Origin of the sequence: Collinsella aerofaciens (assembly GCF_005845035.1) — a bacterium.
Lineage (GTDB): Bacteria > Actinomycetota > Coriobacteriia > Coriobacteriales > Coriobacteriaceae > Collinsella > Collinsella aerofaciens_I.
This window is the reverse complement of sequence record NZ_SPFO01000010.1, coordinates 15,137-40,036: the sequence shown is the minus strand read 5'-3', so window position 1 is coordinate 40,036 and position 24,900 is coordinate 15,137. Positions and strand designations below refer to the sequence as shown.

Here is a 24,900-nt window from a genome sequence, read left to right as displayed (position 1 = left end):
TTCTTTTAAAAAAGCCGCCGACACAATGTCAGCGGCTTATCAAATCCAAGGGTGGAGACGAAGGGAGTCGAACCCTCGGCCTCTGCCATGCGACGGCAGCGCTCTCCCAACTGAGCTACGTCCCCAGGACAAGTCGATATTTTACCTACGGCTCGCCAACTGTCAACGCCCAATAACCAGTCTTTTTGGAGCGGAGCTTTTTTGACTACCATTCGCCCGATGATTTTTTAATCCCCGTCCCAGAAAAATCATCGGCGAACGCGCTACTTTGCGCTGGTGAGGACACCGGTGGTGTCGAACGCCGGGGTGAAGCTCTCGTCTACCGCTCCGCCCTCTTGCCAGAACATCGTCGTAAAGCCCAGGTCGTCGGCATGGTCGAGCACCTGCTCGTACTCCTCACGCGTCACGGCGCGCGCCAGATCGCCGCCCTGCTCGCGCATGAGGGCATTGGGCGTGTATTGGTTCATGACCGAGATCGGCACATCGCCCACCGTCTGCCACACTAGGTCCAGTACGCGACACGAATCGTCCGCATGCCCCGGAAGCACCAGGTGGCGCACGATCATACCGCGCTTCATAAGCCCGTCCTCGTCCACCAACTCTCCCCCGCGGCGATCGATCTCGCGCGCCATCTGCGCCAGGCCCGACACGGCCACACGCGGGTAATCCTTTATATGAGAGAGCGACTGCGCAAGCCCCGCATCGGCATATTTAAAGTCGGTAAGCCACACATCGACCAGGTCGCCCAGCGCCGCCACGGCACTCGCGCGCTCATAACCGCTTGTGTTGTAGACGATTGGGATGACCAGCCCGCGTGCCCGTGCCGCGGCAATCGCAGCCGGCAGCAGGTGCGCATAGTGCGTCGCCGTCACCAAATTGATGTTGTTGGCACCCTGGTCCTGCAGTTCCAGCATAATCTCGACCAGGCGCTCAGGCGAAATCTCAAGGCCAAAATTGCCGGTCGAGATCTCGTGGTTCTGGCAGTAGATACATTTAAGCGAGCAACCGCTAAAGAAGATCGTGCCCGAACCGGCCTCGCCCGAGATAGGCGGCTCCTCCCACATATGAAGCGCCGCGCGGGCCACCCTGAGCGTGTCGTTAGCACCGCATACGCCGCGCGCGCCCTCATCGCGCGCCGCACCGCAACGGCGCGGACACAAATGGCAGGCGGGCGAAAAAAGTTCGGTCAACGACGTCGGCATAAAAACATGCTCCAAAACAACGATTCAGCAGCTCAAACGTAAAGGGCCAGACCGCGTAGACGGCTCCGTCCCTAAGGCGCCGTAATCGTCCGACACGATTTTTGTAATGTCAAGACTGGAATCCACAAAGTGCCGCTTTATGATGTAGGTATTCCGCCCCCCGCGGAGCAACTGGGTGAACCGTCGCGTTTATTTAGGGAGCCCACACAGTCGTACCTAGTACAGGTATCCTTCGTTGTTAAGGACGCTGGAACAGTCGATGAGGGCACCCACCTGTTTTAGGTGGGTTCATTTTCGTAACGTGGGGGGTGGTTTTCTTTTGCCGAAAATCACCATTGCAAATCCCGCCAATATTCCCAAAAGGCACCAGGCAGAGCCCCACTATCACCCCAATATCTGGTAAGCGCGTGATTATCGCCCCGTGCAATTCCTCACACCCTCCTTGGTCGAGTATCATGGGTCAGCTATACCCTTTGCGGCATGGCATCCTTTGACCTTTTCCTTCGACGCTTGGCGGTTTATCGATTCATGGCTTCCTCCACGAGCTTCATACCGTACCTTTGCGTGGCGGTCGCGGCTTTTATCACGACCTTCCTTACGGTGCCCCTGGTCAAGCGCCTGGCAATCAAGCTCGACGCCGTCGACTATCCTTCCAAGCGCCGCATCAACACTAAGCCCATCCCGCGCATGGGTGGCACGGCGGTCTTTTTGGGCCTCGTCGTCGCCTGCATCGTGCAGATTCTAGGCACCTGGTACCTGGGCTGGCCGCCCGTTTTGGTGCCCCACCCACGTCTGCACATCAGCTACCCCATACTTGCGCTTTCTTTTACCGTCATCTTTGCGACCGGCGTGATCGACGACGTCTACCAGCTCAAGCCCAAGCAAAAACTGGCCGGCCAGGTCCTCGCCGCGCTCATCGCCTGCGTGGGCGGCCTAAAAATCGGCGTCATCGTCAACCCGTTTGCCCCCGGCGAGATCATGCTCGGATGGCTCGCCTACCCCATTACCGTGATCTATCTGGTGGCATTCACCAACATCATTAACCTCATCGACGGCCTCGACGGCTTGGCCACGGGCATCTGCGGCATCGCGTCGTTCACCATGTTTTCGATGGCCGTTCTCTCGGGCCGCATCGACGCCGCCGCGCTCTCCATTGCGCTCTTTGGCGCCTGTCTGGCCTTTTTGCGCTACAACTTCAACCCCGCAAGCATCTTCTTGGGCGACTCGGGGTCGCTGCTTCTGGGCTTTGCGCTGGGCTCCATCTCGCTGCTCAACGTGAGCCGCACCGCGGCACTCACCTCGCTTATCATCCCGCTCATCGTTGCCGGCGTGCCTATCATCGACACGTTTAGCGCCATCGTGCGCCGCAAGCGCGCCCACATAAGCATCGGGCAGGCCGACAAGGGCCACATCCACCACCGCCTGATCCAAGAAGGCTACAACCAAAAACAGGCTGTGCTGCTCATCTATGCCTGGTGCATTATGCTTTCGGCCGGCGCCGCCGCGATTAACCAGGTCGAGGTGCCCATGCGCGTGCTCATCTTTACCGTGCTCGCCATTGGCTCGGCGGCCTTTGCCAAGCATCTACATCTGTTTGAGCCCGTGCTGCGCCACCATTACAACAAGCGCACGCACGAGGACGAGCTCGTCACCCCCGACGACCCCGCCTTTAAGCAGGAGGAGCAGGCTGCCGAGGAGCGCAAAGAAGAGCGCCACCACAAGCTCTAGGGCAAGCTGCCGAGGATATGCCAAGGCACCGTTAGCCAAGCGCGGCCGCGCCGCACCCATCGCACACGCCGCAGCACGCGCGTCCCTCTCCCGCCCCTCGCCTACTTACGCACCGCCCCTCCAATAAACGCGCTATCATCTTGACCCATGAACATACGTTAGGAGCAATCATGCCAAACGAGAACAGCTACGAAGTCGCGCTGCAAAAGAGCAACGCCATTCGCGAGGGCCTGGCCAAGACGCCCGAGAAGTTCACCATGCTCACCGGCGACCGCCCCACCGGCCGTCTGCACCTGGGCCACTACTTCGGCACCCTCAAGGGCCGTGTTGAGCTGCAGAACATGGGCGCCAAGACCAACGTGCTCATCGCCGACTACCAGGTCATCACTGACCGCGACACGACCGAGCACATCCAGGACAACGTGTACAACATGGTCATGGACTACCTTGCCTGCGGCATCGACCCCGACAAGACCATGATCTACGCGCACTCCGCCGTGCCCGCAGCCAACCAGCTCATGCTGCCGTTCCTGTCACTGGTGTCTGAGGCCGAGCTGGCGCGCAACCCCACGGTAAAGGCCGAGATGGAGGCCTCGGGCCACGAGCTCACCGGCCTTCTGCTCACCTACCCGGTGCACCAGGCCTGCGACATCCTGTTCTGCAAGGGCAACGTGGTGCCCGTCGGTCGCGACCAGCTACCGCACATCGAGCTTACCCGCACCATCGCTCGCCGCTTTAACAACCGCTACGGCAAGGTGTTCCCCGAGGTCGAAGCGCTGCTGTCCGAGACCCCGCTGCTGCCGGGCCTGGACGGTCGCAAGATGAGCAAGAGCTACGGCAACGCCATCAACATCTCGATGACCGCCGAGGAAACGGCCAAACGCATCAAGAAGAGCCAGACCGACTCCGAGCGCATGATCACGTTCGATCCCGAGAACCGCCCCGGCGTGTCTGGCCTGCTTTCGACAGCCGCCATCTGCACCGGCCGTTCCGAGGTCGAGATTGCCGAGGAGATTGGCATGGGCGGCTCCGGCCAGCTCAAGAAGTACGTGACCGAGGCCGTCAACGAGTACTTCGCACCGATCCGCGAGCGTCGCCAGCGCTACGAGAACGATCTGGACTATGTGAAGGACGTCCTGCATGAGGGCAACCGTCGCGCCAACGAGATCGCCGAGCAGACCCTGGCCGAGGTTCAGGACGCCATGGGCATGGTGTACTAGACCGATTTGCTGGCTTGAGCTTTCGATTGCTTTAGGGCGGGCGCTACGGCGTCCGCCTTTTTTTGGAGCCGGACCGCTTCGGCTCCGTCCATCACACTCTCCCGACAAACAGGAACAGGCCCGCTGGCAGATAGTTGCCAGCGGGCCTGTTCCCGAAGTACACCGTTGAATCGCACAGAGGGGAGGGATGCGAATCAAACTCAACAGGGCAGGCTTTTTCATCGCCTATTGCCTACTCCGTTGCTGAATACAATATAGTTCACCGTGGTTTACTTTGTAGCGTCAATATGCGCCGCCACACCTTCTCCATAAGTTAGCTACGGTAAACTAAAACCACCACGAAGGGGACAGGCACCTTTGTGGTGATTTTGACGAAGCCCGCCACTACAGCCCGGCAGGCCAACGACAGGCGGCCAGATCAACATGCATGGGATCGGCAAACGTCACGCCCTCCCCCATTAAGAGCTCGCGCTGAGCATCGGGGCCACCAAAGGCAAAGCCCTCACAGATACGGCCATCGGCAAACACCACGCGATGACAGGGAATTTTGCCAGGGCGCGGATTACTATGCAGGGCATACCCCACGTACCGCGCACTTCGTGGACGACCGGCAAGCAGCGCCACCTGGCCATACGTGGCGACCATCCCCTCGGGGATCTGCTCGACCACCTCGTACACCCGTTCAAAAAAGCCCTCAGACGCCATTGCTCGCTCCCTTCCACCCGGAAAAGCATAAACCACCACAAAGGGCCTGTCCCCTTTGTGGTGGTTTATGGCAGGTCGGTTAGTTAGCGGGCTGGAAGAAGGCTACGGCTACGGCGCCGGGGCCTACGTGGGTGCCGATGGTGGCGCCAATGGTGTGAACGGGCAGTTCGCCCTCGGTGTGACCAGCCCACAGTGCCGCGCTGTCCTCGATATACTTCTTGAGCACCGCATCCGAAAGACCCGTATAGCCGAGCGCCAGCGGCATGGAAAAGTCGATGCCGCCTGCCTTTTCGACCTTTTGGTTCAGCAGGTTGCGGCCGTTCTTGGAACCGCGCGCCTTACCCAGTTGCACGATCAGACCGTCCTCGACAGCCACCACGGGCTTTACGTTGAGCAGCGTACCCACGGCGCCGGCCGCAGCAGACAGACGACCGCCGCGCACCAGGTACTCCAGCGTCTCGAGCAGGCCGATGACGACCACGCGGTCACGGACGGCCTCGACGGCCGCCGCGATTTGGGCCGCACTACGGCCCTCGTCCACCAGGCGCAGGGCATACTCGACCAGGACGCGCTCACCCAGGGTGACGTTGTTGCTGTCTACCACGTACACGTCGCCGCCCGGCGCCTCGGCAAGTGCGGTACGGGCACTCTGATTGGTGCCTGATAGCTTAGCGCCCACGGTAATAATCACAGCCTCATCGCCGGCTTCACGCGCCTCGGCAATCGCCTGCGAAAACGCGTACGGGTTGACCTGGCCGGTCTTGGGCAGCTCATCGCGCTCCACGAGCATCTCGTAAAAGCGCTGGTGATCGATGTCGATGCCATCCATGTACACATCGGTGCCAAAGGTAACGGACAGCGGCAAAACGGCCAGTGCCGGGTGCTCCGCCGGCGACATATCGCTCGCGGAATCGGTAATAATACGAATGGACATAGCGAATCCTTTCTTGCGCAGGTCCCGCGCAGAGAATTTTGACAGCAATGCCCCGGCACGGCATACGCGCTCAAACGGGACTATGCAGTTGTTAAGTTGTTAATTGGAAGCAAATGCCTTGGCGGCCTTAGATCTCGCGCAGGGTGTTGAGAATCGTGCGCAGCGACGCATACATCTGCTCGCGCTGCTCCACACCCATAGCCTTACCGGTGGTATCGAGCACCTCGCGAATGATGCGGTCCGCCTCGCTCATGCTCTCGCCGCCCAGAGCGGTCAGGCGCACCGGAGCACGATACTTAACGGCGGCATCGCCCGAATCATCGACCTCGACGTAGCCACCCTCCTCCAGATGCGCGAGCGTACGCGAGACGGCGGCGCGGGTCACGCCTGCCATGCGAGCCAGGTCGGCGCCAGTCAGGCCGTCCTTGCTGCGCTCAAGATAGTACAGGCACATAACGTCGGAGCCCTTGAGACCCAGCCTTGCGCCCTCAGACGTCTTAATGCGCTGGATCTCCTTGTAGAGTCCGCTGATCAGTCCGACAAAGTCCTCGAAACGTGTCTCGTCGCTCTGCTGCATGGGAGACGACCGCCTTTCGCTTGCATAATGCTAACGGGTAAACATCTTAGCCGTACTTGACGGCCGCCAGCCCTGCACGCCCTATTTGTTAACCCATCAACATAAAAACCACCACAAAGGGGACAGGCACCTTTGTGGTGGTTTGGGGCGAGCTACAGTTCCACGCGCGGGTTGTCGCGGGTCACGAGCGTCTTAACGACAACCGTAGCGCCCAGATAACGCTCGAGCAACTCGGCGAGACGATCAACGGCAGCCTGGCAATCCCCCATCCGCTCGGGCTCCACGCACTCAATCGCCAGGAATGCATCGGCCGAATCGTCGGACAGCGCCGTGCGAACGCCGTCGCGCCAGTTCCAGCATCGGCATACGGCGCCCGCATCATCGATGTAGGCAAGCTCGCCGGGCAGCGTCGGGTCATCCACATCCTCGCCAAGCGGCAGGAACGCATCCCCGCCACCAGTGACCGCCAGGCGCAGATCGCCCTCGATGGCGCGCAGGTCCTCGCCGCCAACGGGCAGCGCGTAGGTCAGCGACACCGTGTTATAGATGTCCACCGCAGGCGTAATGTGGCCCACCGGCCTACCTTTGAGCACGCGTTTGAGCAGGTTCTCGATTGAGCAACGCGCGCCCTTTTTGGTCTTGAACAGACGATAGGCCTCGCGCCATGCCTTGACCGGTGCGTTCTCGCTGATAGTATCGCTGGTCAGATGACGCTCCGCGTCGATATTGGCGCGGTCGAGCAACGCCGCAATCGCATCCACGTCCTCTTGAGGAATCTGAGCCGTGGGCTTCATGCCCTCCACGACCACAACACCGACCGCCGCCTGCGGAAACAACTCCCAGAATGAATCCTCGGCAATAAAGCTCTTCATACGCTCTCCCTTCATTGTGCGCGCCCGAGTGAGGGCGCCTAAACAAAAAGCGCCCTTACAACGGCCACCTTCAAAGTCCTACGGTGCCGTCACAAGAGCGCTTGCGCTGTCCCCATCCGGAGAAGGGGACGATATGTCAGGCGTATTGTAACCCGAGTCATCCACGCGAGCAAAACCACCACAAAGGCGCCTGTCCCCTTTGTGGTGGATATGGACTCACGGCGAAGCTAGTGTCGAAGTCCCAGCAGCCCGCGGCCGCGATGACGGGCCTCGGCGGACACCTGGACGTGCGGGCCGGCGGCCTTGACGGACTCGGGCAGGTGCGAGTACTTCTTCTCGAAGTTCTCCTCGAACATCACCGCCAGGTTGTGCGCGGCCTCGTCGTAGCGCGCGGTGCTCTGCCAGTACTGGCGCGGCACCAGGATGCCATCGGGCACACCGTGGCACGTCGTGGGAATGTCGACGTTAAAGATGTCGTCGTGCACGAACTCGCTGTCCTCGATGGTGCCGTCGAGGGCGCGCGCGACCAGCGAGCGCGTGTAGGCCAGCTCGATGCGATGACCCACGCCGTAGCCGCCGCCGATCCAGCCGGTGTTGACCAGGTACACGCGTGTGCGGCCGTCGGCAATACGCTCGCCGAGCATCTTGGCGTAAACCATGGGGTCGAGCGGCATAAACGGCTCGCCGAACAGCGAAGAGAACGTGGGCGTGGGCTCGGTAACGCCGACCTCGGTGCCGGGAATCTTAGCCGTAAAGCCCGTCACAAAGTGGTACATGGCGGCGTCGGCCGTCAGACGCGAGATGGGCGGCAGCACGCCAAAAGCGTCGCAAGTCAGGAACAGCACGACACTCGGAGTGGTGCCCATGCCCTTAGTCCACGCGTTAGGAATGTGCTCCACGGGATAGGCCACGCGCGTGTTGTGCGTAATCGAGATGTCATCGTAGTTGGGCTTGCGGTTCTCGTCGAGCACCACGTTTTCGCAGATTGCGCCAAAGCGGACAGCGTTGAAGATCTCAGGCTCGTGGAAGGCGTCCAGGCCCTCGCATTTTGCGTAGCAGCCACCCTCGATGTTGAAGATGCCCATGTCGGACCAACCGTGCTCGTCATCGCCGATCAGCAGGCGCGTGGGATTGGCCGAAAGCGTGGTCTTGCCGGTGCCGGACAGGCCAAAGAACACGGCGGTCCCGTGCGTGACGGGATCCATGCTGGCCGAGCAGTGCATGGGCAGCACGTCGTCCTCGACGGGCAGCAGATAGTTCATGACGCTAAAGATCGACTTTTTAATCTCGCCGGAGTAACCGGTGCCGGCAACCAAAATCACGCGCTCCTGGAAGTTGATGACCACGGCGGCGCTGGAGTTGAGGCCCTTGATGGCGGGATCGCACTGGTACCCGGGTGCCGCGAGCACGCAAAAGTCCGGCTCGCCGGTGCGCGCAATTTCGCGAGCGAGCGGACGGGCGAGCATCTGCTTAATAAAGAGTGCCTGGCTGGCACGCTCGCAGGCAACGAGCAGTCGACGCGTGTGGTTGCGGTCGGCACCTGCCATGCCGCGGGTGACGAACACGTCGCGCTCGTTGAGATAGTCGACGATACCGGCCTTGATGACCTCATAGCTCTCGACGGACAGCGGGCGGTTGACCGCGCCCCAGGCAATCTTGTCGTGAACATCGGGGGTGTCAACGATAAAGCGATCGTTGGGAGAACGGCCGGTACGCTCCCCCGTCTCGATCACCAGCGCGCCGTTGGATGCCATGCGGCCTTCTTCGCGGCGGATAGCGTGCTCGACGAGCTCCGCGGCGGGTAGATCGACCAGCAGACGGGGCTGATTCTCGGCGGGATCTTCGACCAGCGTAATACCAAAGTTGGACAAAACTTCTGCAGGGGTAACACCAGGCATGGGGCCTCCTTTAAAAACGCGACACGTGGACGCGGCGCGCACTTTACTCACGTAAAGCCCGTTGTACCCGATATGCAAAAACGTTTTTGCGGCAAGGGCGGCAAGCCCGCCCAACGGTCAAAAATCGCAGGCAAGCGGCCTAGTCATTGGGGACGTTCTTGAACAGGCAACATTCAAGGAGTGTCCCCAGATGCCGGCACTTAGGGACGTTCCCAAAGTACCGGCACATAAGGAACGTCCCTAAGTGCCGACTACAGCGGCAGGCCTTGGCCGAGCATGGCTATGGCGCTCATCAGGACCAGCATGCCGGCAGCGTAGGGCAGCACCGCGCCTAGGAGCTCGGCATCCTTACCGCGCACGTGCACGGCGGCAAGACCAATGGCGAGCGTCTGCGGCGAGATCATCTTACCGGCGGCGACGCCCAGGGCGTTCAACGCGACCATCCAGTAGTCGCTCACACCCAGCGCAGTGGCAGCCTGGCTCTGAATGGGGCCAAACAGCATGCCCGAAGATGTGCCCGAACCGGTCACGAACGCACCGACCGCACCGATCCACGGAGCCAGAATCGGGTACAGGCCGCCGGCGACCGCAATGCAAAACGCACTGATCGAAGAAATCATGCCGGCATAGCCCATCACCTTGGCGCAGCCCAGTACCGAAAGCATCGTGATGACCGTCGGCATCATCTGCTTGACGGTCGCGACCAGCACCTCGCCCATCATGCGCGGCGAAGCACCCTGAATGGCGCCGCCGACAAACGCCGCCAGGAAAATCCAGACGCCCGGCGTGTTGATCCACGAAAACGTAAGCGTACCGGGATTCTCACCGCAATACACCTGCACATGGCTCGCAAACGGCGCGAGCACAGCATGCACGGCGGGTACCAGGTTAGACGTGCCCAGCAGCAACACAAAGATCAGGATGAAGCACGACCAGGCCGAAAGCGCCGACTTAACGGTGAGCTTCTCCCCGGCCTCGATATTCATATGGAAGCGCGCGTCCAGGTGACCGGACTTCTCGGCGCGCATGGCAAGCGCGGCAGTCAGCGCGAGTGACACGATGGAGCCCACGACCACGGCCAGCTCGGGACCCACAAACATGGCAACGACCAGGGCCGCACCAACAAAGGACACACCGGAAAGCAGTGCCACGCCGGCAACGCCGTGCAGACGCTCGGCAACGCTTGCAATATTGCCCTGGTCATCGGCAACACGACCCGCAACCAGCACAATAAGCAGCGGCATCACCACAAAGAACGGTGCGAGCTGCACCAACTGAACGGTCGCCAAATGCAGGGAATCCAGGCCCACCAGGTCGGCAACGGACACTGTGGGGATGCCAATGGAGCCGTAGGGCGTGGGCACGCCGTTGGCCAGCAGGCAAATCAGCACGGCAGGCACGGCCTCAAAACCAAGGCCCGCGAGCATGCCGGCGGGAATGGCAACGGCGGTACCAAAGCCGGCCATGCCCTCCATAAAGCCACCGAAGCACCAGGCCACGAGCAGCGCCAGCAGACGACGATCGCTGCTGATGGAGGTGATCATGCTGCCGATCACGTCCATGGCGCCCGTGCGCACACACAGGTTATACGTGAACACCGCGGCGATAATCACGAGCACGATGGGCCACAGGGCCATCAAAAAGCCTTCGAGCGAGGCGGTCGCGATCTGCGCTGCCGGCAGGTGCCACCATGCGAAGGCAAGCAAGCACGAAAGGACAAACGATCCGATAGCGGCCTTCCATGCTGGCCATTTAAAGCACAGCAGCATCACGACCAGCCAAATAATCGGCACAAGAGCCAGTAAGAATGCGGCGACGTCCATAGGTAGAAGCTCCTTGGTGCCGCGTGGGCGGCATCGGGGGTGTCACAAAACTTCAACAGGATAACCCACGTTTACCGACAAATTACAGCCGCCTGCCGAAAATATTGAACAATCCGTTCAAAAACACGAGCGAACACCGTCGCGTCTATACTAGAGCGCAGCAATAGAAAGGACTCCGCTTTGAGCATCACGCCCCTCGATAGCATTCGCCGCGCCATCGCCCGCCGCAACGGCACCTCCAACCCCGCTGCATCGAGAGACGGCGCCGCGAAGGCCCAGGGCGGCCGCATCGAGAACGGCCTCTTCCCTGCCTCCCACACGGCCGAAGAGCTCGCACGCATCCAGGAGCTGAGCCACCGCAACGCCGGCGGCCCCAATAGCAACCAAGTCACACGTCACCGGCGCGAGCGCGATCGAGAGCCCGGCCCCGTACGCCGCATGGTCAACGCTTGGTGGAACCGTCTGCTCGGCGCCGTCTACGGCGGCGGGTTCTCCACGCAAGAGGCTGAATACGAAGAGCACGCCACCCGCCGCGATTACCTTTGGAACACTCTCGGCACCGCCGTGTGGGGCTTGGCGTTTCCGCTGCTCACCATCGTGTCCACGCAGCTCGTGGGCGCCGAAGAAGCAGGCAAATTCTCCATCGCCTTCGTCACCGGCACGCTCATTATGATCGCGTGCAACTACGGCGTGCGCAATTTCCAGGTCTCGGACATCGACGAAAAGACGTCCTTCGCCTCCTACCAGCTCAATCGCTGGATCTGCGGAGCGCTCGCCCTAGGCTGCGGCCTCATGTACAGCAGCGCCCGCAGCTATGACGCGCAAATGGCGACGATCGGCCTGGGCGTCTACCTGTATAAGGTCATCGACGGCGTCGCCGACGTGTACGAAGGCCGCCTGCAGCAGGCCGACAAGCTCTACCTGGCCGGCATGAGCCAAACGCTACGCTCCGTCGGCGTCATCGCGGTCTTTAGCGTGGCACTGTTCCTCACGCGCAGCATGCCCATCGCGGCCATGGCCATGGGCATCGCCGCGATCGCCACGCTCGTGCTGGTCACCGCGCCGCTCGCCCTGCTCGAGACCGAAAAATCGCGCCGCGTGAGCCTGCACGAGGTCGGCCACCTGTTTGTCCAGTGCGCCCCACTCTTTGGCGCGCTATTCCTGTTCAATCTTATCGAGAGCATGCCCAAGTTTGTGATGGAAGGAACACTGGCCTACAAATACCAGCTGTACTTTAATGCTCTGTTTTTTCCAGCTCAGGCTATTCTGTTGAGCATTGGATTTGTCTATAAACCGCAGCTCCTGCGCTTGTCGAGCATTTGGGCTAATCCTCGCAAGCGTCGTCGCTTTGACCTGATTATTGTTGCCGTTATGGCGCTGATCGTGGTCATCACCGGCGTGTGCGCCGCATTTATGGCAGGTCCCGGTATTCCCCTCATGAGCTTAATGTACGGTCTCAGCTTTGAGCGCTACCGTACGCTGGCGCTGCTGATGGTCGTCGCCGGCGGCGTCACCGCGGCCATCGATTTTATCTACGCCATCATCACGGTGCTGCGCCATGCCGGCGACGTCACCAAGGTCTACCTGATTTGTTTTGCCATAAGCGTGGTGCTGCCGGTGATTTTGATCAATCTGCTCGGCCTGATGGGCGCCGCCATGAGTTACCTAGCCATCATGGCCCTACTGCTGGCACTGTTGATTATCGAGTACCGCCGCATCCGCCAACGCATCGAACGCGACCGCAACCCATACGGAGCCTAATTAGCTGCCCCCGGTCACCGGAATTTGCGATGGAATCGCCCCGGCTGGGGTCTCGTTGCGAACAATATGCATCACGCAAAACTAAGTGAGTAGACTTTTACCGAATCCCCGACCACACCGACAGAGCACAAGTCTGTGACCTGCGGTTTTATTGAGGCAAATATGTTGGGTGCTCGGCATTTCCAAAAAAGTCTACTCACTTAGCCAGCGGGCAGCCAAATGATTATTTAATCCCCGTCCCAGAGAAATCAATTAGCGGGCAGAAGGGCAAAAGTAGTCAAAAAAGTCCCGTCCCAAATTAGCTACCACTTGCACCGATTATTCGCCCGGGTTGATGTTCGCGTAGAACTCCGCCCCGTCGTCCAGGCGCAGGATGCCCACGCGGCCGAACTCGGAGCCGGTGGCGGCGGCGCAGTCGATGTCGATGCGATCGGGCACACCGGCAGTGTCCTCGCCGCCCAAGCGCACGATCTGCCCGCGGCCCGACTCCTCATCGAGCCCCGCCAGACCACCGACCTCGCAATAGCGCCCAAGCGATACCGTGGGCGTATGACCGCTCACCACGACCGGGCCCTTGCCCTCGGCAGAAAGCAGCCCGGTCGGCACATCCCAATAGCCGTGACGAATCCATAGCAGGTCATCGGACGACTGCACCGCGAGCATCTGCTGCAGCAGCTCGCGATCGGCATCCACCGCTCCGACGCCATCGGCACAATCGACGCCATGCTCAAGCAAAAACGCACGCGCCGCCTCGGTCTGAATGCCGGCGTGCACCAGCAGGTACGGCCGCTCGGCAGTCTCGACCACCGCGTAGAGCGGCAGCGCGGCCATCCATCGCACGAGTTCCTCGTATGCCTCATATTCCATGTCGTTGAGCTGCTCGCGCGTCGTCCAGCCACCGTTGATATCCCAGGTCTCGGCATCGAGCGGATCCTGGCCAATGATGGCATCGAGCATGATCTGCTCGTGATTACCCTTGAGCACGCGGGCGTTGGGCAGCGAGCGCACGAGCTTAATAACGCCGACCGGATCGGGCCCGCGATCGATCATGTCGCCCAGCACGTACAGTGTGTCGTCGGACGTCAACGAGATCTTAGACAGGGCCTCGTCAAGCGCACGCACGTGCCCGTGAGCGTCAGATGTCACATAGATCGCCATGGTACGCCTCTCCTTGCATTGCGGCCGAAGCCCGGTGCCGCAACTAAAACTTCAAGTTGAACTTAAACGTTACCCATTGTACTCCGTTGCAATAAAGCTGGAAAGGGTTTCCGAGCAGAGGCAAAGACGGCAGCCGTCTATGACGATATCGCGCACGCCCGCAATCCAACCCCATAAACCCACCATCTTTGGGTACAAATAACCGCAGGCAACTGACCGTGCCACGCCAACCACCCAGGAGCGGACACCATCTATGAACCAGATCCTTCTCTTTATCGGCCTCGTCATCATTTTGTGCCTGACCATCAAACCCGTCGGCAAAAAACTCCCCTTCCCCACCCTGCTCATCTTTATCGCGCTCGGCATGCTGTTGGGCGTCAACGGCCCGGCGCATATCGACTTTAGCGACTATGCGCTCACCGAAACCGTCTGCAGCACGGCGCTGCTGTTCATCATGTTCTACGGCGGCTTTAACACCAATATCGACCGCGCTAAGCCTGTCGCTGCGCCCGCGGTACTACTGAGCACGCTCGGCGTCGTCATCACTGCCGGTATCACCGGCGTGTTCGCACATTTTGTATTGGGCTTCGACTGGATCGGCGGCCTGCTGCTGGGATCGGTCGTGGCATCGACCGATGCGGCGAGCGTCTTTAGCGTGCTGCGCGAACACAACCTGTCACTGAGGGGCGGCACCGACTCGCTGCTCGAGGTCGAATCGGGCTCCAACGACCCCGTCGCCTACATGCTCACCGCGGTGCTCGCGACCCTCGCGGCGGGCGGCAACATCGACATTCCCGTGCTGCTGGCCAAACAGATCATTCTGGGTGTTGGGCTGGGCCTTGCCATCGGCTGGATATCCAGCCGCCTGATTGAACGCGCACATGCAACGGCCGAGGGCGCGCAGACCATCTTCTTGTTCGCCGTGGCGATCATTGCCTACGCGCTGCCAAGCTATCTGGGTGGCAACGGCTTTTTGTCCGTATACCTGGCAGGCATTGTGCTGGGTGCGAGCGACATCACCGGCAAGGTCGAGATGGCACACTTTTTTGACACCCTTACCGAGATGGCCGAGATGACCATCTTCTTCTTGCTGGGCTTGCTTGTCACACCCGCACGTCTGCCGCAAATGCTGCTACCAGGCCTGGCACTCATGGCGTTTATGCTCTTTGTGAGCCGCCCCATCGCCGTGGGCATGCTGCTGGCGTCCTTTAAGACCAATCCTCGCCAGGTCGCACTCGTAAGCTGGGCGGGCCTGCGCGGCGCGGCTTCGGTCGTATTTAGCCTCTTTGCCGTGGTGGCCGGCGTTCCCGGCAGTCACGACCTGTTTGACCTGGTCTTTGTAATTGCCGTGTCGAGCATCGTGGTGCAGGGATCGCTGCTGCCGGCGGTGGCAAAGAAGCTCGACATGATTGACGCAGAAGGCGATGTGCGTCGCACGTTTAACGATTACCGCGACGAGGACGGCATGTCGTTCGTTAAGCTCAAGGTGGGCGCGGGCCATCCGTTTGCCGGTCGCTCGCTTGCGGACATTGGCAGCGTCACCGACATGCTCGTGGTCCTGGTGCTGCGTGACGGCGCACACCCCGTGCTGCCTAACGGTGATACCGTAATTGAAGAAGGCGACCTTCTGGTTATGGCCGCGCCGACGTTTGAAGAGCGTGCCGAGGTTACGCTGCGCGAGGTCACCGTAACGCCCCACGGGCGTCTGGCAGGACAGCGCCTGCGCGACGTGCCGCAGGGCAAGCACCCCTTTATCGTCGTGATGCTCAAGCGCGACGGCCAAACCATCATCCCCGACGGCAACACCCTCATATACGCCGGCGACGAAGCCGTCATCGCCACGCTGGCGTCGTAGCGACCAGGGGGTTGCCGTCCCGAATTGGCTACATTTGAGCATCAATCGCCCCGGCTGGGGTCTCGTTGCGGACAATTAGCGTCTCTCAAAACTAAGTGAGTAGACTTTTGCCAAATCGCCAACCACGCCACCAAAGCACAAGTCTGTGACCTGCGGGTTTGTTGAAGCAAATTTGTCGAGTGCTCAGGATTTCCAATAAAGCCTACTCACTTAGCCAGCGAGCAGTCAAAAAAAGAACGGTCGCGAGCTCATTAGGCTCCATTGCGACGGCTTATCGTGCATTTTCGCGCAGCTGCGGGTGCAGACGCCCCTTCCCAAATTAGCTACCCTAGTCGTCGTCGACGGCAAAGTCGCGGAGGTCGAGGCCTTCGCGTTCGGCTCGGGCCAGGAGCTCTTGGGGCGACTCATCCTCGATATCCACTGCGTCGAGCATGGCAGCGGGAAAGCCCACGCCGACTGCGCTCCCAGCGCGATCGAGCAGGCTCTCGCGTAGCTGGTCTACATCAACGTCGATCTTCATGGTGAAATCTCCCGCCAAACCAGACCCTTACTCGTCAGTGCCAAGCTCATTCACGGCAGCAACAAAAGCCGCAACCTGCTTGTCGTCCATCTGCGTGGCCAAGCGCCCCACGGGCTCATCGTAGGCGAACTGCACCTTATCGATAAAGCAATCCCAAGCACGCTCATCCACACGCACGGCAGCCTCGCAATACTGGCTGAGCTTTTTGAGTCCATACCAAAACGCATCCACATGACGCGCGGGATCCTCATCCAGCACGCCATCGTAACGGCGTCCGTTAAACTCCTGCATGCGCGCCACGGCAACCTTGAGCGAATCGCCGCCCTCGTCCGAAGCCTCATCCACCAGCTCGGGAATCGCAACCTCACGCCGAACAGTATGCCTGGTTGCACCATCGTACTCGCCCACCAGCACGTCCTCAGCAAGCCGAGAATCGTAGTCCAAATAGCTCGTGCCACAACAAATGCCGTGCGGGGAGCCTGTGCCAAACGCACAGAACAACCCGCCGTCGGCAACAACGCGGCGGTAGGTCTCGAACGACTTCTTAACCTGAACGAGCAGCTCGGAAAGCAAACCGGCATCGCACGCCATCTCGCACGCAACGCACGCAGACTCCGGCAGCCCCGAAGGCTCCACCGTGCTCCCCGCAACGCGGGCAGCGCGCTCGGCCCGATACGCCTGCGCCGCCAAGCGCGCTCGCTGCGCAGCGCCGCGCACGTTCGTAAGTTCACGCTCCAACGCCACGTCGCCAGCAACATCACCGGCCAAATCGCCCGTAAACCCGTCAGCGCGCTGCGAGCCAGTCGCACTCAGCTCGGACTCAAACGTCGCTGTGATCATGCCCGCAAGGTCCGTCGCATCGGCGGCACAACGCAACTGCTCCAGTTGCGTACACAGCAGGTCGGCATCCAAAGGCACGGCGTCGACAACGCGCACGCCACTCAAGCGCGCCACGTCCTGCAGCACCATAGCCCCCGCAGCATCGTATGCCGCACGAACCCTGGCCGCCGTATTGGCACGCAGCTTTACCTCGATAAACGCAAGCGTCTGCTCCAGGCGCGTCAGCAGCTCGGCCTTGTCCTCCATGCGCAAAAAGGCAGCATAGCGACGCTCCATCCGCAGCGGATCAACAATGCCCGCCTGCTTGCGAGCGTGTGCAAGCGCAGCGCTCTCAACACGGCGAACATACCCATCAACAGCCCGCACGGCAGACTTGCGCGCAGCGTGCTCAGCAGCCTCGACGCCCCTAAGAACACCCAACAGCTCGCGGGAGTGCGCCTTGCGCACCAGCTCCCCACGATCGTACTGCTCAAGCGCCGTCTGACGCTTGGCTACCGATTCAAAGCCAAACAGCTCGTCGAGCAGCTCGCCAACAGAACGCTCGCCCGCCATGGCAAGGCCTCCTTACCCGAACACGCCAATACGCTCGCGGGCTCACGCGCACACAAACCCGCTCGCCCGCACTTCTACAGATCCAGAGCCTTTTTCGCAGCGTCAACCGGGTCGCCATCCATGTAGAACACCGGGCTCAGGCCCGAGATAATCTCGGACGAAACGCTCTGCAGGCCCGCGATGGCACTCAGCGGCAAAATCACGCGCTTGGCGCCGGCGTTTTTGGCCACGCGCATAATGTCCTCGAGCCCGCGGATCTCGTCCATAGAGCCCGACATGCGCAAGATTCCCGGAATCGCCAGCGCAGGCATCACCGGGCGGTTGCATGCCGCAGAGCAAAGTCCCACAAACTCGGCGAGCGAAACTTCCTCGGACAGGCCCTTGCTCTGTAGGTCGTTGTAGAACAGCAGGTAATCCTTGGAGCCAATGTGCATGCCCGGCGCCACGCGGTTCGCCAGGTTCACAAAGTTGTCGAACGCGGCTTCCAGCGTATTGCGCACCGGCTTGTTAAAGGCCACGCCCTCGTACTTAAACTTGCACTCGCCGGCAACGGCCTTGTTCTCCAGCTTGTATACGGCAACCTCGCCGCCCTGCGACCTGCCCACGCCAAATACGTGGCCGGACAGCAGCGGCCCGTCGGGAATCAGCGTGTCCTCGGTCTGCTCGGGCACGCGCACCACGTGCACGTCCTGCGGGTTGTCGGCATCCATATAACCCAGGTTGACGTCGATAAACTCGACGCCCGCCATAATCTTGAGCTGCTCCTTTACACGGCGACGGCCCTCAATGGCGTAGTCCAGCAGCCAGCGCACGTCGTCCTTGTCCATAGCCTCGTCGGGGAACAGCAGCTTGGCCAGGCCGCTAAAGGTCTTGCGCACGGCGATCTCGTCACGCTTGTTAAAGTCGCTGTTAAAGCGGAAATACCGGTCGATATGGTGCGTAAAGTCCTTGCGACGCATCTCCTTGCAAAACTCCGACAGGCAGTCGGTGATCAGGCCGTAATGCCCGGTCAGCAAGCTCGAGCGCATCTTGGGAATCTCCCAGCCCGGCAAGTAATAGTGGATACGGTCGAAGAAGGCCGAATCGTTGTTAAACTCCGGCGGGAACGGATCAAACAGGTGCGTGGTCTTAAGGACGTTTTGCACGGTGTCGTTGATGTTGCCCTCAAAGACCATGGAGGCATCGGCGTTAATCTGGTCGCGGCCGCGCGCGTAGCTGCCGCTCGCCATGTAGTCCTTCATGATCTGCACGGCGTTGGTGTCCTTAAAGCGCATGCCGGCGACCTCGTCGAACGTCACGCAGTCCCAATGGCCCACCAAGCCCACGCGGTCGGCGCGCATGGAGTTCATTCGGCCGAATAGGTTGGCCGTGGTTGTCTGGCCGCCCGAAAGCAAGATGGCGTAGGGCGAGACCTCTTTGTAGATATGGCTCTTGCCGGTGCCGCGCGGACCCAGCTCGCACAGGTTGTAGTTGCGCTCGATGAGCGGCACCATACGCTCGATAAAGTGCAGGCGCTCTTTCTCGGAAAGCTCGTTGGGCTCATAGCCAGCGGAGCGCAGCAGCATGTTGAGCCACTCGTCGCGCGAGAAATACTGGCGCTCTTCGACCATGGCATCCAGGTCCAGGTTGGGCATCTGAATGGGCGTTAGCGACGCCACGCTGAACGGAGAGTCCTCGGGCCCACGCTTCTTACGCTTGGCCTTGGCGCGGCGCGGCGCATCGTCGCCAAAGACCTCCATGCCAAACTCGTCTTCCTCATCCAAGGGGTGACGATACTCGATGCTCATGATGCACCAAATACCACCCTGCAGAATCTTGGAATAGTCGCGCACGTACTCGGCCGGCATCACAAACGGCTCGATGGTCAGGTTGGCAAACGACGCCACGTAGATATCTTTATACTCGTCGAGCTTGGCCGTCACCTTGTCGATGATGGTAAAACGACCCAGCTCACGGATCTTGGACTTAATGCGCTCGGACTCGTCGGGACGCACGTAGTTATCGGTGAGGATTCTGCGAATGCGGCCCAAACCCTCTGCCACGGCATCCTCGTCGTCGGTTGAGCAGTACATGCCCAGCAGGTACTCCAGCACAAAGGTGGGCACGTTGGCGCCGCGCTTCATAAGGGCCGTCAGGTCCTTGCGCACGATCTTGCCGGCAAAGTGCTCAAGCAGTTTGCCATCCAGCCCGTCCATGTCGTAGCCGTCGTCCTCGGGAGCCTCGTCCGCGGCCTGGTCATAGCCATCGGTCGAGGATTCGTCCTTGGTGGTCGCCACAGACTCAACGGGCACAGCACCCAACGGCTCCGGGGCAGGCACGGCCTCCTCCACGGGCACATCCACATCAATCGAGGGAACTTCCCACAGATCGTCGTCATGGCTATCAAACATAGGGCACACTCCTAAAAACCAAAGTCAGCAACAGGGGCAAACGAGACGGCAATGGTATACGTCTCGCGCCAAACGATCTTGCCCGTCTCGCGCTCGCGGCAGACCAGATAGTACGGACCCTTGGCCGAGAATCCATCCGCTGCATGCAACGCAAACTTGGCATGCACAACGCGCTCCTGCGAATTAACAGAAGTCTTGTTAGCATGCGCCTTGACCGTATCGCTCACCTCGTTGCCGCTTGCATCGGTAAACACCAGCTCGTATTCGCACGGCAAGACCTTGCCTTGGGCTGGTTCTTCCTGGATCAAGTTGAGCGAGAAGAGCGAGTTGGTCACCCGGCGCCCCTCACTTAGCACGCGCAACGTCGCCGCGCGCGTGTCGACAAAGTCCTTGGAACCCGAGCGCGCACGCCAAAATCCAATAACGGGCACGCAAAGCTCCTGCAGGCTCATGCCGCCGTGGACGTAGTTGTTAGTGCCGCCGGGACGCTTGAAGTGCACGTTCTCGCGCGGGGCAAACCCCTCAAAACCGGCGCCCAAACGTCCCATGTTAACATTAACAAACACCCCACGTACCTCGTCCGAAAGCTCGCCCACGGCCTCGTTGGGCACCACCAGATGACGCTTGCCGTACATGACGGGAGCGTCAAGGACGGGAAGGTCCGGTTTGCCGAGCATCTGGCACTCGCTGAGCTCCCGACGCGTGTAGATAAAGCCGTGGTCCGCCGTTATAACAACACGCGCGCCCGGGGCGTCGGTGCACACGCGACGCGCCAACGCAGCAAGTTCCTCCACGGTGTCCGCACAGGCACCGAAGACGTCATCCTGCGTAGCGGCCTTCTCGCCCGTGGCATCGATCTTGTTGTGGTAGAGGTAGACAAGTCTTGAGTCCTTGAGCAGCGCCTTACGCTCGGTTCCCGCCATGTTGAGGTATGCGCTCGAGCGTAAAGCGCAGGCCGTGGGCTCAACGTAGGTAAGTACGGCCTCGCGCTGCGGAGTCGTCGCAGTGGGCATGCCGTCAGCCAACACAAACGAGCCATCCGTTGCAAGCTCAAGCGCTTGGTGTGGCAGCAGCGCGGGCATGCCCACCTCAGTAATGGAGGGAAAGACCGCCTGCACGCTAGAGACCTTGACGTTGCCTCCGCGCTCGCGCTCGAGCAGCGCCGCAACGTCGCGGGCCACCTCATAGCGCAACGCGTCGCTCACGATAATGACCGTCGTTTTGGCAGAGCCCACAAAGGTGGGCAGCACATGCCAGTAGAACTCATCCTGCCGTGCAGGGCCATCGATGTAGCCGCAATCGGCCCACTCCCCTTGCGCAGCGGCTGCCCAGCAGGCATTGGCATCCGCCAAGAACCAGTTGCTGTAGAGATTCTCCGCCCAGTCCGCCACAGCGCGGGTGGGCTCCTCGAGCACATCGCACTCAACGGAGCGCGTCCGCAGATACGCGGTGCACATATGGCGATAGGCAACGTCCATGGCATACCAATCGGACGTGTAGGCATCCCACACCTGCTGGGGTTGCGCCAGATGGAACCCGCCCGCGTGCGTCTGCCTAAAAGAGCACATATGGGCCACGGCAGCAAGCAGGTCAAAGTAGCTCTCAACGCGACGGTACCAGCTTAGGTCGCAGCGACGCGCAGCAAATGCGCGCGCATCCTCAACACGGTCCGCGCCCTGGGCAAACGAGCAGAACAGCTGCGAGAGCACGGCCTCATTGACGCACGGAAACACATCAAGCGAGGCCAGCGCATCGATCGGCAAAGCCTCAAACCGCACAAAGAGCCCGCGGGCATCCTCCACCAAACGACAGATCTCAAATAGGTCCTCGCTCGACGCCTGGGTGTCGGCGGCCTGGTCCCACGTGCGCACCGCCTCAAGGCAATAGGGGCCGTAGGTGGGAGCCACATAGCTTTCGAGTCCCTTGAGCGCCCCCGCGGGAAGCGCGGTAGACGCCGCTGTAAGGAGCACATGGGATGAAAGCATAAGCAATGAGTCGCGCTCATACAGCGGTCCCTCAAACCCATAGCAGCGAAGCATAAAGGCAGAGAGCACATCGCGCACGCAGTACTTGTCCATCAACTCGGCCAGCGCCTCGGGACCCTCGCGCAGCAGCATGGTCATACAGCCACGCAGCACAAACGCGGGGCGCGCGTCACCAAGCTCTTTACCGCCAAAAATCACCGTAAGGATGCCGAGTTCGATATCGGATGCGCCCGAGGCATGCGGAACACACGCGGCAAACTTAGCGCAGCGGGTCTTGGCATCAAAGAACGTCTTGTGCTCGCGCAGGCTCTCGCGCACGGCGTCGATATTCTCGATGCCTAGCTGATCGGCCAAAAGCGAAAGATAGTCAGCCTGGAACTGATCGGCATACAGCTCAACATCGGCAAGCCAATCACCCTCAAGCCTGCCGCGCGGGCAACGGCGATACAGCAAGATATCGCTCGCAAGGTCATCGCGGTTGATGAGCTTCTTGACGGCAAACATACGGCCCTCGCAGGCCTCAACAAAGCGCACCGGGCGCTCAAAGTCACCGTGAGCAGGCATTACGCCGGCATCGGCCCCCACGCCGTCGAAACCCTCGGCAGCCAATCGCTCAAACTCAGGAGCAAACTCGCCGTCCGCATCGTGCCAAACCACAACACGGCGCGGCGCGCATGAGGACAACGGCTGCAAAAATCGCAGCTTGAGCTGTTCTTCTACATCGATCTTGGGCATGAATATCCTTACCGTATCTACAGTTACTTAATCTTCGCCAGCACATCCTGAAACTTGGCGTAGTTGACCTTGACGCCGTCATCCAGGTCGATCTTAATCATCTGGTCTGCCAAGTGGTGCAGTTTCTCCTCGTAGGCAATGGTCTCTTTGAGCTGGTCGTTGATCTTTTTGATGCGCTTATCCAAGCGCACGCGCTCGCCGCGCTCGGCACTGACAAGGGCATCGTTGGCATACCCGATCTGGGCACGGTAGCGCTCCTGCTGCTCATGCACATAGTCGGTGCGGATGCGAGCCAACAGGTCAGGCTGGTAGCGATGCATGTAAACAAGGCACTTGAAGCCGTTCTTCTTGCCGCTGTCGAACAGCCAGTAGATGGGGCGCTTCTTATAGGTCTGGCAGTGGTCCTGAAAGAAGTCCTTCAGAAAGTAGGTGCGGATTACCTCGCGCGAGGTACCCTTACCACCGAGTGCCTCGGCAATAAAGGCCAGGTTCTGCTCAAGCGTCTCCTCGCCATACACGGTGCGCACAAAGTCGATAAAGTAGCGCACGATGTCGTCGTCAAAGTACTCGTCATCGGTAATGGGCAGCACGTTATCGCTATCGGGCATAAAGGTCACATGCGCGGAATCGGGCATCTTGGCCAGATAGTCGTCGACCGTGGCGCCCTGATCGGCCAGGACCAGCCCGTCCACATCCAGCGAATAGCGGCCGAACATGCAGCCCACGGCATAGCTTATGAGCGAGGTGATCTCATCGCGCTTGGTACGCACGTATTTGTTACCCTTATAGCTCTCGGGAATCTCGTCGGCGGTGTCGAAGATGCGCGCCACCGAGACGTACTTATCCTCGACCTCGATGGGTACCTCGCCCTCCATGTTGTAGATCTTGGCAAAGATTCGGTTGAGCTCTTCCTCGTTAGCGCGAAGCTGCTCAAAGCGAGTATTGACCTCGGCCTTGCGAGCCTCGTATTTATCGGCCAAAAGCGTTGTCATTGTGCCGCCTTCCGTTTCCCATGGTCTTTCAATTAATCGGTCGCCGTGAAAAAATCAGGCTCGGAGCTCGGCCCTATGCGCCGCGCGACACCGGCGTATCTCTTGCTCGAAAGCAGCTGATTCGTCTTAATTGCGCGATATGAAATCGCTCTCCTATCCAATGGAAGCTTTCAAATCGACTTCATGCCACACGTATCTGCCAAACACTCCCAATGCTGGACTAAACTCAAATGCGCATTCTCGAGATTCGCTCCTTTCCGAAATTACAAGGAGCAATCGAGATCCCCCCAATAGATCGCGAGCGTTCCCACAGCGACAAATCGCATGGTAATCTTGCGAACCGACTGTCTTCTCGGTAATCAAAAATGAAAGCGTTGCTAAACCAGACGGATCAAAATAAGGGGTATCATGAGCGGAAACGTTGCACATGTGCGGCTTCTCACACATTATTAAATCGAGCTGCAAAACCACATCCGTTATCGCAAAGTCCTCTGACTTTTCCTGCTTAACGCACTTCAACTCAATGCATATTTCCCTAGTCTCACCACGCAGAAAACGATCAACCTCCTGTCGGTCGTAATTTTGAGGTTCATAAATACAACAATCAGACATGGTTATTACCTTTCGAAACTACAACGTCCTTGCGGAAGCACTTATCTTTGGATAATTTGATTTATTGCACTTCCGGCAATAATACCCACGGCATCGGCAGTCCACTTCAGTGCCGTAGGCGTCTCATTTATAGCCTTGTCATTCTGACCGCGGCCAATCAAAGCAAGGCCCTTTTTCGTTATTTGTAAGCCAACACCTTCTTGTGAAAACGCCAAATAATCGGCGTCTTTCAACGATTGAATGCACCCAGCAATATCGACTGCCGGAATACCCCAAGCAGAAACGTCGATTTCGGAAATACGCTCGTTTTCAAGCTCGATTATCTGCCACAGCAGCTCCCTTATGATGCGTGCATCTATGGGACGCTTCGCATCACAGGGGATGATCCACCTGAACGGGAAGGAGGTTTCTTTTACCGCACCAGAAATCAAATCAGCCCTACACCAGGCGGAAACATCTCGTTTATCGGCGTTCCACTTTTCAGCACACTCCGCTGTAGTTCGTTTCGTCTCTTCGACAAGTTTGTAGGATTTAGCCACAA

The 24,900-nt window shown here is 59.9% G+C and carries 18 protein-coding genes and 1 tRNA gene; 4 read left to right on the top strand and 15 right to left on the bottom strand.

From position 1 onward, the window contains the following. Positions 1 to 52 precede the first annotated feature (52 nt). Together FGQ67_RS06100 and FGQ67_RS06095 are read right to left on the bottom strand one after the other, a co-directional pair. Positions 53 to 125, bottom strand: a tRNA-Ala gene (locus FGQ67_RS06100). Between the two features lie 138 nt (positions 126 to 263). Continuing rightward, complete coding sequence (locus tag FGQ67_RS06095) at positions 264 to 1,202, bottom strand: radical SAM protein (protein ID WP_138340622.1); 939 nt, start codon at positions 1,200 to 1,202, stop codon at positions 264 to 266. Between the two features lie 528 nt (positions 1,203 to 1,730). Between FGQ67_RS06095 and FGQ67_RS06090 the strand changes: the two genes are divergently transcribed. Further along, positions 1,731 to 2,930 (top strand): MraY family glycosyltransferase, encoded by a 1,200-nt coding sequence (locus tag FGQ67_RS06090; RefSeq protein WP_138340620.1) that lies wholly within the window; start codon positions 1,731 to 1,733, stop codon positions 2,928 to 2,930. Positions 2,931 to 3,100: 170 nt separating this feature from the next. Next, positions 3,101 to 4,150, top strand: coding sequence for a tryptophan--tRNA ligase (gene trpS, locus FGQ67_RS06085; RefSeq protein WP_117757745.1), 1,050 nt, complete (start codon positions 3,101 to 3,103; stop codon positions 4,148 to 4,150). Between the two features lie 384 nt (positions 4,151 to 4,534). On the opposite strand, the gene FGQ67_RS06080 is transcribed toward trpS, so the two are convergent. The 6 genes from FGQ67_RS06080 to FGQ67_RS06055 form a co-directional block, all read right to left on the bottom strand. Further along, positions 4,535 to 4,855 (bottom strand): MGMT family protein, encoded by a 321-nt coding sequence (locus FGQ67_RS06080; RefSeq protein WP_138340618.1) that lies wholly within the window; start codon positions 4,853 to 4,855, stop codon positions 4,535 to 4,537. Positions 4,856 to 4,934: 79 nt separating this feature from the next. After that, positions 4,935 to 5,789 carry a DegV family protein gene (locus FGQ67_RS06075; protein WP_138340616.1) on the bottom strand — a complete coding sequence of 285 codons (855 nt, stop codon included), beginning with the start codon at positions 5,787 to 5,789 and terminating at the stop codon, positions 4,935 to 4,937. 127 nt (positions 5,790 to 5,916) lie between these two features. Further along, positions 5,917 to 6,366, bottom strand: a complete 450-nt coding sequence (locus FGQ67_RS06070) for a MarR family winged helix-turn-helix transcriptional regulator (RefSeq protein ID WP_117820503.1) — start codon at positions 6,364 to 6,366, stop codon at positions 5,917 to 5,919. Positions 6,367 to 6,518: 152 nt separating this feature from the next. After that, on the bottom strand, positions 6,519 to 7,238 hold the full coding sequence (locus FGQ67_RS06065; RefSeq protein ID WP_138340615.1) for a B3/B4 domain-containing protein: 720 nt from the start codon (positions 7,236 to 7,238) through the stop codon (positions 6,519 to 6,521). Between the two features lie 227 nt (positions 7,239 to 7,465). Then, positions 7,466 to 9,136, bottom strand: coding sequence for a phosphoenolpyruvate carboxykinase (ATP) (pckA, locus tag FGQ67_RS06060; RefSeq protein WP_138340613.1), 1,671 nt, complete (start codon positions 9,134 to 9,136; stop codon positions 7,466 to 7,468). Positions 9,137 to 9,387: 251 nt separating this feature from the next. Beyond that, positions 9,388 to 10,959 carry an L-lactate permease gene (locus FGQ67_RS06055; RefSeq protein ID WP_138340611.1) on the bottom strand — a complete coding sequence of 524 codons (1,572 nt, stop codon included), beginning with the start codon at positions 10,957 to 10,959 and terminating at the stop codon, positions 9,388 to 9,390. A 180-nt stretch (positions 10,960 to 11,139) separates the two neighbouring features. On the opposite strand from FGQ67_RS06055, the gene FGQ67_RS06050 reads away from it, so the two are divergent. Next, positions 11,140 to 12,720 (top strand): lipopolysaccharide biosynthesis protein, encoded by a 1,581-nt coding sequence (locus tag FGQ67_RS06050; RefSeq protein WP_249934401.1) that lies wholly within the window; start codon positions 11,140 to 11,142, stop codon positions 12,718 to 12,720. A gap of 318 nt (positions 12,721 to 13,038) precedes the next feature. Here the strand turns inward: FGQ67_RS06050 and FGQ67_RS06045 are convergent, their stop codons facing one another. Then, positions 13,039 to 13,878 (bottom strand): metallophosphoesterase family protein, encoded by an 840-nt coding sequence (locus FGQ67_RS06045; protein WP_138340609.1) that lies wholly within the window; start codon positions 13,876 to 13,878, stop codon positions 13,039 to 13,041. A 253-nt stretch (positions 13,879 to 14,131) separates the two neighbouring features. On the opposite strand from FGQ67_RS06045, the gene FGQ67_RS06040 reads away from it, so the two are divergent. Then, on the top strand, positions 14,132 to 15,733 hold the full coding sequence (locus FGQ67_RS06040) for a potassium/proton antiporter (RefSeq protein WP_138340607.1): 1,602 nt from the start codon (positions 14,132 to 14,134) through the stop codon (positions 15,731 to 15,733). A gap of 328 nt (positions 15,734 to 16,061) precedes the next feature. On the opposite strand, the gene FGQ67_RS06035 is transcribed toward FGQ67_RS06040, so the two are convergent. The 6 genes from FGQ67_RS06035 to FGQ67_RS10180 form a co-directional block, all read right to left on the bottom strand. Next, positions 16,062 to 16,253, bottom strand: a complete 192-nt coding sequence (locus tag FGQ67_RS06035) for a hypothetical protein (protein ID WP_138340605.1) — start codon at positions 16,251 to 16,253, stop codon at positions 16,062 to 16,064. Positions 16,254 to 16,280: 27 nt separating this feature from the next. Beyond that, positions 16,281 to 17,645, bottom strand: a complete 1,365-nt coding sequence (locus FGQ67_RS06030) for a hypothetical protein (protein ID WP_138340604.1) — start codon at positions 17,643 to 17,645, stop codon at positions 16,281 to 16,283. A 74-nt stretch (positions 17,646 to 17,719) separates the two neighbouring features. Further along, positions 17,720 to 20,035 carry a protease Lon-related BREX system protein BrxL gene (gene brxL / locus FGQ67_RS06025; protein ID WP_171025225.1) on the bottom strand — a complete coding sequence of 772 codons (2,316 nt, stop codon included), beginning with the start codon at positions 20,033 to 20,035 and terminating at the stop codon, positions 17,720 to 17,722. Positions 20,036 to 20,046: 11 nt separating this feature from the next. Then, the gene (pglZ, locus tag FGQ67_RS06020) at positions 20,047 to 22,755 is read right to left on the bottom strand and encodes a BREX-1 system phosphatase PglZ type A (protein WP_138340602.1); all 2,709 of its coding nucleotides are present in this window, start codon (positions 22,753 to 22,755) and stop codon (positions 20,047 to 20,049) included. Between the two features lie 23 nt (positions 22,756 to 22,778). Then, a complete protein-coding gene (locus FGQ67_RS06015) occupies positions 22,779 to 23,747 on the bottom strand; it encodes a BREX-1 system adenine-specific DNA-methyltransferase PglX (RefSeq protein WP_138340600.1) in 969 nt (322 codons plus the stop codon). A 653-nt stretch (positions 23,748 to 24,400) separates the two neighbouring features. After that, positions 24,401 to 24,898: a hypothetical protein gene (locus tag FGQ67_RS10180; protein ID WP_212746013.1), complete on the bottom strand. Its 498-nt coding sequence runs from the start codon at positions 24,896 to 24,898 to the stop codon at positions 24,401 to 24,403. Positions 24,899 to 24,900 lie beyond the last annotated feature (2 nt).

Excerpts from the sequence above, each read along its gene's own strand:
- FGQ67_RS06095 (WP_138340622.1), bottom strand. The coding sequence starts at position 1,202 with ATGCCGACGTCGTTGACCGAACTTTTTTCGCCCGCCTGCCATTTGTGT.
- FGQ67_RS06090 (WP_138340620.1), top strand. The coding sequence starts at position 1,731 with ATGGCTTCCTCCACGAGCTTCATACCGTACCTTTGCGTGGCGGTCGCG.
- trpS (WP_117757745.1), top strand. The coding sequence starts at position 3,101 with ATGCCAAACGAGAACAGCTACGAAGTCGCGCTGCAAAAGAGCAACGCC.
- FGQ67_RS06080 (WP_138340618.1), bottom strand. The coding sequence starts at position 4,855 with ATGGCGTCTGAGGGCTTTTTTGAACGGGTGTACGAGGTGGTCGAGCAG.
- FGQ67_RS06075 (WP_138340616.1), bottom strand. The coding sequence starts at position 5,789 with ATGTCCATTCGTATTATTACCGATTCCGCGAGCGATATGTCGCCGGCG.
- FGQ67_RS06070 (WP_117820503.1), bottom strand. The coding sequence starts at position 6,366 with ATGCAGCAGAGCGACGAGACACGTTTCGAGGACTTTGTCGGACTGATC.
- FGQ67_RS06065 (WP_138340615.1), bottom strand. The coding sequence starts at position 7,238 with ATGAAGAGCTTTATTGCCGAGGATTCATTCTGGGAGTTGTTTCCGCAG.
- pckA (WP_138340613.1), bottom strand. The coding sequence starts at position 9,136 with ATGCCTGGTGTTACCCCTGCAGAAGTTTTGTCCAACTTTGGTATTACG.
- FGQ67_RS06055 (WP_138340611.1), bottom strand. The coding sequence starts at position 10,959 with ATGGACGTCGCCGCATTCTTACTGGCTCTTGTGCCGATTATTTGGCTG.
- FGQ67_RS06045 (WP_138340609.1), bottom strand. The coding sequence starts at position 13,878 with ATGGCGATCTATGTGACATCTGACGCTCACGGGCACGTGCGTGCGCTT.
- FGQ67_RS06040 (WP_138340607.1), top strand. The coding sequence starts at position 14,132 with ATGAACCAGATCCTTCTCTTTATCGGCCTCGTCATCATTTTGTGCCTG.
- FGQ67_RS06035 (WP_138340605.1), bottom strand. The coding sequence starts at position 16,253 with ATGAAGATCGACGTTGATGTAGACCAGCTACGCGAGAGCCTGCTCGAT.
- FGQ67_RS06030 (WP_138340604.1), bottom strand. The coding sequence starts at position 17,645 with ATGGCGGGCGAGCGTTCTGTTGGCGAGCTGCTCGACGAGCTGTTTGGC.
- brxL (WP_171025225.1), bottom strand. The coding sequence starts at position 20,035 with ATGTTTGATAGCCATGACGACGATCTGTGGGAAGTTCCCTCGATTGAT.
- pglZ (WP_138340602.1), bottom strand. The coding sequence starts at position 22,755 with ATGCCCAAGATCGATGTAGAAGAACAGCTCAAGCTGCGATTTTTGCAG.
- FGQ67_RS06015 (WP_138340600.1), bottom strand. The coding sequence starts at position 23,747 with ATGACAACGCTTTTGGCCGATAAATACGAGGCTCGCAAGGCCGAGGTC.